We start from the raw sequence: 13,440 nt of genomic DNA, 5'->3' as shown, positions 1-13,440 counted from the left end.
ATAGGGTGAATACTACAGTTGAAAAACAGCAGATTATAACATCTAATACAGAGCAGTGGAAAATGTATTCAAAATTAGAAGGTAAGGAATATCAAATTCATATTTCAAAGCCGAAGCAACCAGCACCGGATTCAGGATATCCTGTCATTTACGTATTAGATGGCAATGCCTTTTTTCAAACATTTCATGAAGCAGTTAAAATACAATCAGTAAGAGCGGAAAAAACCGGTGTTTCACCAGCTATTATAGTAGGAGTGGGTTATCCAATTGAAGGCGCATTTTCAGGGGAAGAAAGGTGCTATGATTTTACGCCTAGCGTAATTTCAAAAGATGCCCCTTTAAAACCAGACGGTAAACCGTGGCCTAAAACAGGAGGAGCACATAATTTCTTTACTTTTATTGAAGAAGAACTGAAACCACAAATTGAAAAGAATTTTGAGATTGATAAAGGTAAGCAAACTTTATTTGGGCATTCTTTAGGTGGCCTATTCGCTTTGCATATACTATTTACAAACTTGAATGCTTTTCAAAATTATTTTATTAGTAGTCCATCTATATGGTGGAATAATAAATCCGTTCTTGAAAAAGAAGAGAACCTTATAATTGAATTAAACAATGCTAAGTTTGAAACAGGAGTGTTCCTTACAGTTGGATCACTTGAACGAGAGCATATGGTTGTAGGTGCAAATGAATTATCAGAGCGCCTTCTCCAAGTAAACCACGATAAACTTAAATTTAAGTTTTATGAAGCTGAAGGGGAGAATCATGCATCTGTTGTGCCGACGTCTTTAAGTAAAGGATTGAGGTTTATTAGTTACGTATAGGAAAAAAGGTTATGGATGAAACATTCCATAACCTTTTTTAATGTGTAGAATTGTCCTTTTCGAAAGTTTTGTTTCAACTTTTCGTCTAAAGAGACAAAAAGTTGTCACAATTCGGTCACAATTAGCATAAACATAAAATAGACGAAATGAACTTATTTCCAAAAGGCTTGGTTTATTACAATCAGGATTCGTAGAGCTGAAAAAGCATGGATGAAAAGTTCACTATATTCCCAAGGAGGTAGATCGTATGAAAACAATTCTTGCTATCGCTGGACTTATTTGGGTTCTATCACATGGCATTCCAATTTATGAAGGAGAACAAATTCGCAGTGCTCTAAATAAAAATTTTAATGAATATCATATCATTGATCGGCAAGATAATGTTGTGACAGTTCGAGTAAATGACTGTTTTCATACGGTAACCGTTGAAGGAACTTCAGTAGTGAATGATACAAAAGTATGTGATCAGCAATAATTATATATGGAAAGAAAAAATTCTCGGGTTAAATATCTGAAAATTTAAATTAAAACATTATAGACGAAGAATAAGCGGGGGCGGGTAATCCCCGCTTATTCTTGTTTCACTTTATTGAATTTTGATGAGAGATATAATGATTTTTTGACAAAAAGGAAAGGGTATACTGAAAATTGAGATTAAGAAGCTAATGCGTTGTTAAGAATAATCATAAAGTGTAAATATACTCTTATGGGGTATCATGCGTAGATATTTAATGCTATAATTGATATACTCATAAAAAACAATTGTTTTATTGGATGAAGAGAAACTTTAAGAAGGTGATAATATGGATCATAAAGAGCATGAAGCAGTAACACATAGATCAGAAAAAGAAAAAGAACAGATTATAAATAGATTAAAGAGAATTGAAGGACAGGTCCGCGGTATTCAAAACATGATTGAAAATGATCGTTATTGCGTAGATATTTTAGTGCAAATTTCAGCGATTAATGCAGCGATGAAAAAAGTAGGAATGGGCGTTCTCAAAAATCATACGAGTCATTGTGTTTCAGGAGCTATTAAAAATGGAAATGGTGACGAAGCAATTGAAGAATTAATGACAGTATTTGAACGTTTTTCAAAAGCGTAAAAACAAGCTAGTATTTAACTGGCTTGTTTTTTTGTTTACCCTCATATTGGATTTGGGTGTATTGTAGTGAAAAAGTGTGTGTAAAATAAACTTTTAGAAAATAATTGAAAAATCATGATACAAAACCATTGATTACCTTAGGGGGGTATGGTAAGATATAATTGTGATTAACAAACAATGAATAAACAAGAGGAGGATTTTAAATGGAACAGTTAACATTACAGGTTGAAGGTATGTCTTGTGGACATTGTGTAAATGCTATCGAAAGCAGTGTGAAAGAGCTAAACGGTGTTGAACAAGTGAAGGTTCAATTAGCAGAAGGAACTGTTGAAGTTACTATCGACTCGTCTGCTGTCACATTAAAAGATATCGTTGCTGTAATCGAAGATCAAGGATACGATGTTCAATAATTATTTTTAGATATGAAAATAAATCGTACTTTAAATGAAGTACGATTTATTTTGCTAATCATTATACCTCATAAGGGTATATAGAGGTGAGAGACATGAATGAAAAAAAAGAGGCCAATCTTCAAATATCAGGAATGACATGTGCGGCATGTGCAAATAGAATTGAAAAAGGTCTAAAAAAAGTAGAAGGTGTTCATGAGGCAAATGTAAATTTTGCGCTTGAAAAAACAAAAATAATGTACGATCCAACTAAAACAAATCCGCAACAATTTAAAGAAAAAGTTGAATCATTAGGATATGGAATTGTAAGTGATAAAGCTGAATTTACTGTTTCAGGAATGACATGTGCAGCATGTGCAAATAGAGTTGAAAAGCGTTTAAATAAGTTAGATGGTGTGAACAAGGCGACAGTAAATTTTGCTTTAGAATCAGCCACAGTAGACTTTAACCCTGATGAAGTTAATGTAAATGAAATGAAGAGCGCGATTACGAAGCTAGGATATAAATTAGAAGTGAAACCAGATGATCAAGATGCATCAACTGATCATCGATTACAAGAAATTGAAAGACAAAAGAAGAAGTTTATTATTTCGTTTATTTTATCTTTCCCATTATTGTGGGCAATGGTTAGTCATTTCTCATTTACGTCATTTATTTATTTACCGGATATGTTAATGAACCCTTGGGTGCAACTAGCACTTGCAACTCCTGTTCAATTTATCATTGGTGGACAGTTTTATGTTGGGGCTTATAAAGCGTTACGCAATAAAAGTGCTAATATGGATGTTCTCGTGGCGCTTGGAACGTCGGCCGCGTACTTCTATAGTGTATATTTAAGTATTCAATCTATTGGTTCTTCGGAACATATGACAGATTTATATTTTGAAACGAGTGCGGTACTTATTACATTAATTATTTTAGGTAAATTATTTGAAGCGAAAGCAAAAGGGCGCTCATCAGAAGCAATTAAAAAATTGATGGGTTTACAAGCGAAGACAGCTACAGTTGTGCGAGATGGAACAGAAATAAAAATTTTGATTGAAGAAGTAGTAACTGGTGATATCGTCTATGTAAAGCCTGGTGAAAAAATACCAGTAGATGGTGAGATTGTAGAAGGAAAGTCAGCAATTGATGAATCGATGTTAACGGGTGAAAGTATTCCTGTTGATAAGTCAATTGGGGATGTAGTAATAGGTTCGACAATAAATAAAAATGGATTTTTAAAAGTGAAAGCAACTAAGGTAGGAAGAGATACTGCATTAGCTCAAATTATTAAAGTAGTAGAAGAGGCACAAGGTTCAAAAGCTCCTATTCAAAGGGTAGCAGATCAAATTTCAGGTATTTTCGTACCGGTTGTAGTTGTGATTGCGATTATCACATTTGCAGTATGGATGATATTTGTTACACCTGGTGATTTTGGCGGAGCACTTGAGAAAATGATAGCAGTACTTGTTATTGCTTGTCCATGTGCATTAGGTCTTGCAACGCCTACATCTATTATGGCAGGATCAGGAAGATCGGCTGAGTATGGTATTTTATTTAAAGGTGGAGAGCATTTAGAAGCAACGCACCGATTAGATACGGTTATTCTAGATAAAACGGGTACAGTGACAAATGGGAAGCCGGTATTAACAGATGTAATTGTAGCAGATGGATTCAATGAAAATGAACTGCTTAGATTAGTAGGGGCAGCAGAAAGAAATTCTGAACATCCGCTTGCAGAAGCGATTGTAGAAGGAAGTAAAGAAAAGAAAATTGATATCCCGAGTTCAGAAACGTTTGAAGCGATTCCGGGATTTGGTATCGAATCAGTTGTAGAAGGAAAACACTTATTAATTGGTACACGTCGATTAATGAAGAAATTCAATATTGATATTGAAGAAGTTTCTAAATCAATGGAAGCGCTAGAACGAGAAGGAAAAACAGCAATGCTTATTGCAATCGATAAAGAATATGCTGGTATAGTTGCCGTTGCAGATACTGTGAAAGATACTTCAAAAGCAGCTATCGCAAGACTGAAAAAAATGGGTCTAGACGTTGTGATGATTACAGGAGATAATACACAAACTGCTCAGGCAATTGCAAAGCAAGTTGGTATTGATCACGTAATTGCAGAAGTATTGCCAGAAGGAAAAGCAGAAGAAGTGAAAAAACTGCAAGCAAATGGTAAGAAAGTAGCGATGGTTGGAGACGGGATAAATGATGCTCCTGCTCTTGCTACAGCGAACATTGGTATGGCAATTGGAACGGGAACGGATGTAGCGATGGAAGCAGCGGATATAACGTTAATCCGCGGTGACTTAAATAGTATTGCTGATGCGATATTTATGAGTAAAATGACGATAAGAAATATTAAACAAAATTTATTCTGGGCATTAGCTTATAACGCGTTAGGAATTCCAATTGCGGCATTAGGTTTCTTAGCCCCTTGGGTTGCTGGAGCAGCGATGGCATTTAGTTCTGTATCCGTTGTATTAAATGCATTACGATTACAAAGAGTTAAATTAAAACCTTAAAAAGCTACATTAAGTAATTGAATAGAATTAAAAAACAATACTTGAATAAGTATTGTTTTTTTGTTCGTATAGAAATTAAAACGATATAATAAAGCAGAAATATAGAATCGTATGTAGTAGAAAAGTTAAGAGGTAGTTTGGTAAGGAGACTTATATATGTTAAAAGATATTATAATTAGAACATTCCAGAAAAAAGATTTAGATCAAGTATTACAATTGTTCTATGAAACAGTTCATACGGTTAATGCAAAAGATTATAATGAGTTACAGCTACAGGCGTGGGCACCGGAGCGACTAGATAGAGAAAATTGGTTACAGTCTTTAGAAAAGAATATTAGCTATGTAGCGGATCATAAAGGTATGATTGTGGGGTTTGGGGATTATAACGATGATCGTTACGTAGATCGTTTATTTACGCATAAAGATTATCAAGGGAAAAGAGTCGCTTCATACATACTACAGAAGTTAGAAAAAGAAGCAGTGAACTTGGGACATAGGGAGATATATACAGAGGCGAGCATTACCGCAAAACCTTTTTTTGAAAGTAAAGATTTTATTTGCATAAAAGAACAAAAGAAACAGCATAATGGTCAGATTTTTATTAATTATGTTATGAAAAAATATCCTTCTCATAAATGAGAAGGATATTTTTCATTATTTTACAGCTTCTTTTAGTTCTTTACCAGCTTTGAAAGCAGGTACTTTAGAAGCTGCGATTTGCATTTCTTCACCAGTTTGTGGGTTACGGCCTGTACGAGCAGCTCTTTCGCGAACTTCGAATGTACCGAATCCGATAAGTTGTACTTTTTCACCAGCAGCTAAAGTGTTAGTGATTGATTCTACTACAGTTTGTACAACTACAGTAGCTTCTTTTTGAGAAATCTCAGCATTTTGTGCTACGTTTTTAATTAATTCTGTTTTGTTCATGTTTTTCACCTCATATGTAAATAATGCTATTTAAGTTGTTATTATAACGTATAAAACATTCGAGAACAAGTGTACGTACATATATTCGCAAAAAAAATGAAATTTGTAATATTTTTAGGGTTCTTTATAGACATTCTATTTAAGCCGACAGAGATTTGTTCTTCATTTCAGTCTTCTCTTGATAAGAAGATAGTTTCTTATTATAAGATATGAAGTAAGGTAGTGCTACAAATAACATACCTCCTACTAAATTTCCAAAGAAAACAAAAATAAAGTTTGGAAAATATTCAGCCCAAGTGAAATGACCGGCAAAAATTGCGGCTGGGATGACAAACATATTTGCTACAACGTGTTGAAATCCAATCGCAACAAAAGTCATAACTGGGAACCAAATACCGATAATCTTTCCGATAAATTCTTTACTTCCCATACTGAGCCAAACAGCTAAACAAACGAGCCAATTACATCCGATTGCAGAAATAAATGCTTGCAATGGTGTATCTTGTAGTTTCGCTTGAGCGATAGAAATAGTTTTCGCTAAAAAAGCTCCTTCAGTTAAGCCAACGATATGGCCGAAAAAGTAGGCTACAAATACAGCCCCTATGAAATTGCTAAACGTAACAATAACTAAATTTCGTATGAAATGAAATAAAGTAATTTTCTTTTGAAGCCAAGCCATAGAAACTGTCATCATGTTACCAGTTACTAGTTCACCGCCTGCAAGAATAACGAGAATAAGACCGATAGGGAATACAGCAGCGCCTAGAAAACTAGTAAATGATCCCCAATATTTTGGCATTGTTCCAATAACATGAATATCGAGTAAATACCCTAATGCGATAAAAGCACCGCCAAAAAAACCGAGAATTAGCATAGGGAGTAATGATAAATGAGCTTTTTTCCTTCCGGAATTCGCAGCAAGTTCCGTAATTTCTTCTGGTGTAAATACAGACATGAATAACCCCTCCGTAATAAAATGATGGAATGAATAGAAAAAGATTCGAAAATATATGTATTATAAAAATATGGTATGACTTCTGTATAAAATTGTCAAAGTGAATAGGGAGGAAATTACATATTAATAACATTGTTCATGTTGTCACATTAATGTAACAATAAGGATTTAAAGTGTTTCTAGAGGTGAAAACATGAATACGAATCATGTAAAAAAAGAACGAAAAAAATCAATCGTAAAGATATTTATTATTAGTTTTATAAGTATATTAATGATACTAGTAAGTTTGTATTATTATGCGACAGAAATAGAACGAAAACTAGTAACAGTTACATGGAATGAAATAGAAGCTTCTGCAATTCCTAAAGAATTTAATAATAAAAAAATATTACAGTTTTCAGATGTACATTTAGGGCCAGAGTTTACATTGAAGCAACTTGAACATTTGGTGGAGAAGATGAATGAATTACATCCAGATATAGTAGTTTTTACCGGAGATTTAATAGATAAATTTGGTTCTTATAGTGCAGAAAGAGAGGGAGCGAAGGCTATTTTGCAGAAAATTTATGCTCCCTTAGGGAAATATGCTGTGTTTGGGAATCATGATAGGGGCGGGGGCGGTAGTTTATTTTACAAAAAATATATCGAGGAAGCTGGTTTTTCTGTATTAGTAAATGAAGTGCAGAAAATTAAAGTGGAAAACGGCAAATATATTACAATATCAGGTTTGGATGATTTTCTATTAGGGAAGCCGAAAATAGATTCAACTTTAAAAAACTTGAAACAAAATGATTTCAACATGTTATTAGTACATGAGCCGGATGTTGTAACCAAAATAAATCGTTACCCAGTTGATCTTCAACTGTCAGGACATAGTCACGGGGGACAAGTCCAAATCCCTTTTGTAGGTCCGTTAATTACTACCAAACTAGCTGAGAGTTATGTTGAAGGTATGTATGAAGTGGAGGGGAAGAGTAAGCAGTTATATTTATATGTAAATCGTGGTATTGGGACTACTAGGATGCCTGTTAGATTTTGTAGTGTACCTGAACTTTCAGTTTTTGTGTTGAAGCAAAAGAGTGACTAGAATATTTAACAATATGATTCGGAGGAACGTGCGATGTTGGGCGATGGAAAACAGTTTCTTAAAACTTTAGATGTGACAAAGTAATTTTCATAAATAAAAAACAACAATAGGACCTATAAAGGGTCCTATTGTTGTTTTTATCCTGCATTGATTGCCCATAAATGTCCGATTGATGGGGGCTAATTATAGTTTTACTTTGTTATTTTTGCAAGGAAAGACCATCAAAATATGTTCTATAGTTATTTGAGAATTCGAAGTTGTTTTTTGCATCCCAATTAATAGACCAAGACATTAGGCCGCGGAATGCAGGATAGCCACTCTGGTTAGAAAGTTTATACTTTCCTCCGAACGGAACTCCTTTAATGATATAATTTAAAGCTTTTTTCATTTCAGTTGGCGAAATGTATCCACCACTTGGAGCTGCCGCTGGTGCTGCTGGAAGCCCAATCATGACTTGATCTGAACGAAGAGCTGGGAAAATGTTATTTGCATTACCACCTACAGGAAAACCATGTAAGAGCATATCTGCCATAGCGACCTCGTAGTCTGCAGTACCTTGATTGTAGTTATTACCGTCCATTCCAATCCCGCTACCAGCGTTGTAGTGTTGAACATGAATGTATGTTAGTTTATCTTTCACTCCGTAAATAATTGGTAAATATGCACCCCATATGCTTCCATATGCGCTATAACCGCCTTGAACATAAGCTGTTTCAGGAGCCATGCTTAATAGAAAATCTGGACCATAATGATCTGAGATTGTTCGAATAGCTGATATAAGATTTACGATTTGGGGAGTAGTTGGATTTTTGAAATTAGTATCATTTCCGTTTAAGTAAATACCTGATTCAAGGTCAATATCTATTCCATCAAAACCGTATTTATCGATTAGAGACTGTATGGAATTAATAAAACGATCCTTAGCGGCATTGTCAGGAAGTAAAACGACTCCATTTTGTCCACCTATTGAAAGAACTACTTTCTTTCCTTTACTTTTTAAATAAGAAATATCTGATTTGAAGTCTGCATCTGTACCATACACAGGAGAAAATTCAACAGTGGAACGATCACCACCAGTTTCACCAAAAGATACATTGATTACATCCCATTTTGGTGAAACGTCTTTTAATTTAATAATGCCAGTACCGTTATCAAAGTTATGCCAATATCCAACGAGTAATTTTGAACCTAAATTGTTTGCTGCTTGTGCTTGGAAAGGGGATAGCGGTAGAAGTAAGAACATTACTAAAATACAACAAAAAAATTTGAACTTGTTTAACATATCAACACTCCTATACAAAAAGTTGTCTAGATGTATAATCTTGTTTATTTAATAATATCTGAAAATTCTTTCTTTTGTAAAGGGACTATAATTTTCTCAACAATTGTGTATGGGAAAGTATTAAACCTAATGTAATAATTTTTGAAGAAGGTTGAATTGTAATTGTTAAATTCAGAATATTTTGATATATTTTAACGTATAGAACAAAATCTTTCGCACAGTACTCTTACATAAGTTTCAAAATTTAGTTTGGAAGGGGATGTACAAGATTTGGATAAAAATCTAAAGAAAGACCTCAAAATACGCCACATTACAATGATTTCAATTGGCGGCGTAATAGGGGCTGGTTTGTTTGTTGGAAGTGGTGCAGTTGTACATTCGGCAGGACCAGGTTCTATCGTTTCATATGCATTAGCAGGACTTCTAGTCATTTTCGTCATGAGAATGCTAGGAGAAATGGCAGCTGTTAATCCGACAAGTGGTTCATTTGCAACGTATGCAAGAGAAGCGATTGGTCCTTGGGCGGGTTATACAATAGGCTGGTTATACTGGTTTTTTTGGGTAATTGTTATTGCAATAGAAGCCACAGCAGGTGCTGGTATTATCCAATATTGGATTCCACAAATACCGCTTTGGTTATTAAGTTTAATATTAACAATTTTATTAACGCTGACGAACGTTTTTTCGGTGAAATCATTTGGAGAGTTTGAATATTGGTTTTCTTTTATTAAAGTAATAAGTATTGTTTTGTTCCTTTGTCTAGGTCTTGCTGTTATTTTAGGATTTGTTCCAGGAACAGAAGCACCCGGCACTTCGAATTTAATTGGACAAGGTGGATTTATGCCAAACGGTATAAGTTCGGTCCTGCTTGGAATTACTGTTGTTATATTTTCATTTATGGGATCAGAGATTGTAGCAGTAGCGGCTGGTGAATCTGCAGAACCTGTAAAAGCAGTAAAAACAGCAACAAACAGTGTGATTTGGCGTATTCTTGTATTTTTTATTGGGTCTATAGCGGTAGTTGTTACGCTACTGCCATGGAATTCAGCAAACATATTAAAAAGTCCATTTGTAGCTGTACTTGAACATATAGGAATACCAGCGGCAGCACAAATTATGAATTTTATCGTTTTAACAGCTGTACTTTCTTGCTTAAATTCAGGCTTATATACAAATTCAAGAATGCTTTTTTCAATGGCAGAAAGAGGAGATGCTCCAAAGTCATTTTTAAAATTGAACAGTAGTGGTGTTCCCGTTCGAGCGGTTTTATTTGGAACTTTCTTCGCTTATATTGGAGTTGTGTTTAGTTACATTTCTCCAGATAAAGTCTTTTTGTTTTTAGTGAATGCATCTGGCGGGATTGCGTTACTAGTTTATCTCGTTATTGCAGTTTCGCATTTAAAGATGCGTAAAAAAATGGGGAAAGTAGAACAACAAAATTTGAAAGTGAAAATGTGGCTTTTTCCGTATGTAACGTATGTTACAATTGCTGCTATTATAGCAGTTTTAGTTGCGATGTTCGCAATTGATACTTTACGTTCACAAGCACTTTTAACAATGTTTGTTACAGTTCTTATCATACTTTCTTATTTTATTTTTAATAGAAATAAAAATAGCACAGTTTTGAATCCTAAAAGTAAGAATGAGGAATCTGTTCGATTCTAATTTTCTTATTTTCGAAGAGAGTTACACCCAGTCATTGCTATAAAAGAATCATATATAATCATAGAAACAAGTAATTACTATTGTCATAGTGGATATAAACTTTTTTCTTGACTTTTTATACGAAGGCGAGCAAAATGGTAAAAAAGGAAGGGGGGATGATGATGGAAGAGTACGTATTAGAGCTGTATAACCTGTTATATACGACAGAATGGCAAGATATTGTTTCGTTTCTAGGAATCGTATTTTGCATGAAAATTGTAATTGTATATATGGAAGAGCAAGGTATGTTCTATTCCTTCTCATCTCCGTTCGATGTGCAGCGCGAGCCGTTGCTAAACTATGCCAATGTGAATTACGAACAATTTCCTTTTGTAGTTTTCTTTATGATTCGATTTATTACAGCAATTGTAAGGAAAAAGGAAAGTGATGATGAAGAGTGCCACTCAACTTGTAAGGTAGCTAACGTTTTTTAAGCTAAATACAAGGAGGAGATTTATATGTGGTTTCGATTTCTTATGATTGGTTTCTTTTCATTAACAGCAATTTCATTAATGGGATATCAAGTGTCTGAAATTTTTCAAGCATATAGCGATACATTTTTTAACAAAAACTAATCGCATTGCTATTTGAATAATAAAGCGATAAAATCCTTCTTAAGAAGTTTTATTAAGAAGGATTTTTTTCTTTGTCTGGTCTTGCTGTGTCAAACTATTGTCACATTTACACTGTGAATAATATGTTAAAATAGTGAGGTTATGTATACATACTTGAAGGAAGAGGGAGTGACCATTTTGGTGGATCAATCAACAAATCAGAAAAGCTATGCTCCTATTGTGATAACGCTTTCTGTAATTGTAAATGCGATTATTTTATTTTTGTTCTTTGGACCTGTTGGCTATGAAGGAGAAGTACATTTTGATGTAACGATTTTACCAATGTTAAACGCGATTTTTAATAGCTTTACGTTCGTATTTTTATTAGCAGCGTTATTCTCTATTATTAAAAAGAATGTGAAAATGCATCGTGGTTTTATCCTTGCAGCATTTACGACAACTTTACTATTTTGTGTGTCGTATTTATCGTATCATTACTTAGCACCGGCAACACATTTTGGCGGAGAAGGATTCATTAAATATGTGTATTTCATCATTTTAATTACACATATTATCCTAGCAGCAATTATCGTACCACTTGCATTGTTTGCGCTTGTATTTGGTTTTACAAATCAATTAACACGTCACCGTAAAATTGTACGTTGGACGATGCCGATTTGGTTATATGTAAGTTTATCTGGTGTTATTGTTTACTTAATGATCTCACCTTATTACCAATAAAAAAATCTCAGCCTGTAGGCTGGGATTTTTTTATTAGGCAAATATTTTTGTGAAATGAAAAAAATATGGTATACAAAAGTATAGTTGCTTTTCATATAGAAGGGATGGTAAAGAAATATGCAAAATTTTGTATTTCGTAATCCAACGAAACTTATTTTCGGTAAAGGTCAATTAGAACAGTTAAAAACTGAAATTCCACAGTTCGGTAAAAAAGTTCTTCTCGTATACGGGGGAGGCAGCATTAAAAGAAACGGTATTTATGATAATGTAATTTCTATTTTAAAGGATATTAATGCAGAAGTATTTGAATTAACAGGTGTTGAACCGAATCCACGTGTATCAACTGTAAAGAAAGGGATTCAAATTTGTAAAGAGAATGGTGTTGAATTTATTTTAGCAGTTGGTGGAGGAAGTGTAATCGACTGTACGAAGGCAATTGCAGCTGGTAGTAAGTACGATGGAGATGTATGGGATATTGTAACGAAAAAAACATTTGCTAATGAGGCATTACCATTTGGTACTGTACTTACTCTTGCAGCAACAGGATCTGAAATGAATGCAGGCTCGGTAATTACAAACTGGGAAACGAATGAAAAGTATGGATGGGGTAGCCCGGTTACTTTCCCGCAGTTTTCGATTTTAGATCCAGTTCATACTACTTCTGTACCGAAAGATCAAACAATTTACGGTATGGTAGATATTATGTCGCACGTATTAGAACAATATTTCCATCATGGAACGAATACAGAACTACAAGATCGTTATTGTGAAGCTGTTTTAAAAACAGTAATTGAGACAGCTCCTAAGCTTTTAAGTGATTTAGAAAATTATGAGCATAGAGAAACTATTTTATATTGTGGTACTATGGCGTTAAACGGCATTTTAGCAATGGGAGTAAAAGGAGATTGGGCGACTCATAATATTGAGCATGCAGTTTCTGCTGTTCATGATATACCACACGGGGGTGGCCTTGCGATTTTATTCCCGAACTGGATGAAGCATGTTGTAGAGGGAAATGTAAGTCGTTTTAAACAGTTTGCTATTCGAGTATTCAATGTAGAAACAGATGGAAAGACTGATCGAGAAATTGCGTTAGAAGGAATTCAGGCGTTACGTCAATTTTGGACTTCAATTGAGGCGCCAGTAACATTATCTGATTACGCTATTGGAGAAAATGAAATTGATTTAATGGCGGATAAAGCGATGGCGTATGGTGAATTTGGTAACTTTAAAAAATTAAATAAAGATGATGTTTTAAGTATATATAAAGCTTCTTTATAAGTGAATTTAGAAAAGAAATCTATTTGATTGTTTGATCGAATAGGTTTCTTTTT

14 protein-coding genes are annotated in these 13,440 nt (G+C 34.2%); 11 read left to right on the top strand and 3 right to left on the bottom strand.

Features of this window, described 5'->3' with window-relative positions; all coding sequences use genetic code 11:
• Positions 1-5: 5 nt before the first annotated feature.
• The 6 genes from C3Y97_RS18870 (at position 6) to C3Y97_RS18845 (ending at position 5,495) form a co-directional block, all read left to right on the top strand.
• Positions 6-824 (top strand): alpha/beta hydrolase, encoded by an 819-nt coding sequence (locus tag C3Y97_RS18870; RefSeq protein WP_001098699.1) that lies wholly within the window; start codon positions 6-8, stop codon positions 822-824.
• Positions 825-1,071: 247 nt separating this feature from the next.
• The gene (locus tag C3Y97_RS18865) at positions 1,072-1,299 is read left to right on the top strand and encodes a hypothetical protein (protein ID WP_000849103.1); all 228 of its coding nucleotides are present in this window, start codon (positions 1,072-1,074) and stop codon (positions 1,297-1,299) included.
• Between the two features lie 328 nt (positions 1,300-1,627).
• Positions 1,628-1,930, top strand: coding sequence for a metal-sensing transcriptional repressor (locus C3Y97_RS18860; protein ID WP_000349637.1), 303 nt, complete (start codon positions 1,628-1,630; stop codon positions 1,928-1,930).
• A 203-nt stretch (positions 1,931-2,133) separates the two neighbouring features.
• Positions 2,134-2,340, top strand: a complete 207-nt coding sequence (gene copZ / locus C3Y97_RS18855) for a copper chaperone CopZ (RefSeq protein ID WP_000436973.1) — start codon at positions 2,134-2,136, stop codon at positions 2,338-2,340.
• A gap of 95 nt (positions 2,341-2,435) precedes the next feature.
• A complete protein-coding gene (locus tag C3Y97_RS18850) occupies positions 2,436-4,856 on the top strand; it encodes a heavy metal translocating P-type ATPase (RefSeq protein ID WP_001003181.1) in 2,421 nt (806 codons plus the stop codon).
• 156 nt (positions 4,857-5,012) lie between these two features.
• Complete coding sequence (locus C3Y97_RS18845; RefSeq protein WP_000910167.1) at positions 5,013-5,495, top strand: GNAT family N-acetyltransferase; 483 nt, start codon at positions 5,013-5,015, stop codon at positions 5,493-5,495.
• A gap of 15 nt (positions 5,496-5,510) precedes the next feature.
• Here the strand turns inward: C3Y97_RS18845 and C3Y97_RS18840 are convergent, their stop codons facing one another.
• Positions 5,511-5,783: an HU family DNA-binding protein gene (locus C3Y97_RS18840; RefSeq protein ID WP_001043904.1), complete on the bottom strand. Its 273-nt coding sequence runs from the start codon at positions 5,781-5,783 to the stop codon at positions 5,511-5,513.
• Positions 5,784-5,922: 139 nt separating this feature from the next.
• Positions 5,923-6,738, bottom strand: coding sequence for a formate/nitrite transporter family protein (locus C3Y97_RS18835; RefSeq protein WP_000110545.1), 816 nt, complete (start codon positions 6,736-6,738; stop codon positions 5,923-5,925).
• 193 nt (positions 6,739-6,931) lie between these two features.
• On the opposite strand from C3Y97_RS18835, the gene C3Y97_RS18830 reads away from it, so the two are divergent.
• Positions 6,932-7,825 carry a metallophosphoesterase gene (locus C3Y97_RS18830; RefSeq protein ID WP_001095335.1) on the top strand — a complete coding sequence of 298 codons (894 nt, stop codon included), beginning with the start codon at positions 6,932-6,934 and terminating at the stop codon, positions 7,823-7,825.
• A gap of 199 nt (positions 7,826-8,024) precedes the next feature.
• Here C3Y97_RS18830 and C3Y97_RS18825 read toward each other — a convergent pair whose 3' ends face one another.
• Positions 8,025-9,107: a chitinase gene (locus tag C3Y97_RS18825; RefSeq protein WP_000932436.1), complete on the bottom strand. Its 1,083-nt coding sequence runs from the start codon at positions 9,105-9,107 to the stop codon at positions 8,025-8,027.
• 270 nt (positions 9,108-9,377) lie between these two features.
• On the opposite strand from C3Y97_RS18825, the gene gabP reads away from it, so the two are divergent.
• The 4 genes from gabP to C3Y97_RS18800 all read left to right on the top strand — a co-directional run bounded on the left by gabP (position 9,378) and on the right by C3Y97_RS18800 (position 13,387).
• Positions 9,378-10,772, top strand: coding sequence for a GABA permease (gabP, locus tag C3Y97_RS18815; protein ID WP_000360113.1), 1,395 nt, complete (start codon positions 9,378-9,380; stop codon positions 10,770-10,772).
• A gap of 134 nt (positions 10,773-10,906) precedes the next feature.
• A complete protein-coding gene (locus tag C3Y97_RS18810; RefSeq protein ID WP_121868051.1) occupies positions 10,907-11,245 on the top strand; it encodes a hypothetical protein in 339 nt (112 codons plus the stop codon).
• Positions 11,246-11,563: 318 nt separating this feature from the next.
• Entirely contained in the window at positions 11,564-12,106 is a 543-nt protein-coding gene (locus tag C3Y97_RS18805) for a DUF420 domain-containing protein (protein ID WP_000228315.1), read from the top strand.
• Positions 12,107-12,223: 117 nt separating this feature from the next.
• The gene (locus C3Y97_RS18800) at positions 12,224-13,387 is read left to right on the top strand and encodes an iron-containing alcohol dehydrogenase (protein ID WP_001179093.1); all 1,164 of its coding nucleotides are present in this window, start codon (positions 12,224-12,226) and stop codon (positions 13,385-13,387) included.
• Positions 13,388-13,440: the final 53 nt, after the last annotated feature.

This window comes from Bacillus sp. DU-106 (genome assembly GCF_004799705.1).
Classification (GTDB): Bacteria; Bacillota; Bacilli; order Bacillales; family Bacillaceae_G; genus Bacillus_A; species Bacillus_A cereus.
This window is presented reverse-complemented; position numbering and strand designations above follow the sequence as displayed.

What these genes read in the sequence shown, in the direction of transcription:
- C3Y97_RS18865 (WP_000849103.1), top strand. Translation starts at nt 1,072, where the DNA reads ATGAAAACAATTCTTGCTATCGCTGGACTTATTTGGGTTCTATCACAT.
- C3Y97_RS18850 (WP_001003181.1), top strand. Translation starts at nt 2,436, where the DNA reads ATGAATGAAAAAAAAGAGGCCAATCTTCAAATATCAGGAATGACATGT.
- C3Y97_RS18840 (WP_001043904.1), bottom strand. Translation starts at nt 5,783, where the DNA reads ATGAACAAAACAGAATTAATTAAAAACGTAGCACAAAATGCTGAGATT.
- C3Y97_RS18800 (WP_001179093.1), top strand. Translation starts at nt 12,224, where the DNA reads ATGCAAAATTTTGTATTTCGTAATCCAACGAAACTTATTTTCGGTAAA.
- C3Y97_RS18835 (WP_000110545.1), bottom strand. Translation starts at nt 6,738, where the DNA reads ATGTCTGTATTTACACCAGAAGAAATTACGGAACTTGCTGCGAATTCC.
- C3Y97_RS18825 (WP_000932436.1), bottom strand. Translation starts at nt 9,107, where the DNA reads ATGTTAAACAAGTTCAAATTTTTTTGTTGTATTTTAGTAATGTTCTTA.
- C3Y97_RS18860 (WP_000349637.1), top strand. Translation starts at nt 1,628, where the DNA reads ATGGATCATAAAGAGCATGAAGCAGTAACACATAGATCAGAAAAAGAA.
- C3Y97_RS18830 (WP_001095335.1), top strand. Translation starts at nt 6,932, where the DNA reads ATGAATACGAATCATGTAAAAAAAGAACGAAAAAAATCAATCGTAAAG.
- C3Y97_RS18845 (WP_000910167.1), top strand. Translation starts at nt 5,013, where the DNA reads ATGTTAAAAGATATTATAATTAGAACATTCCAGAAAAAAGATTTAGAT.
- copZ (WP_000436973.1), top strand. Translation starts at nt 2,134, where the DNA reads ATGGAACAGTTAACATTACAGGTTGAAGGTATGTCTTGTGGACATTGT.
- C3Y97_RS18810 (WP_121868051.1), top strand. Translation starts at nt 10,907, where the DNA reads ATGGTAAAAAAGGAAGGGGGGATGATGATGGAAGAGTACGTATTAGAG.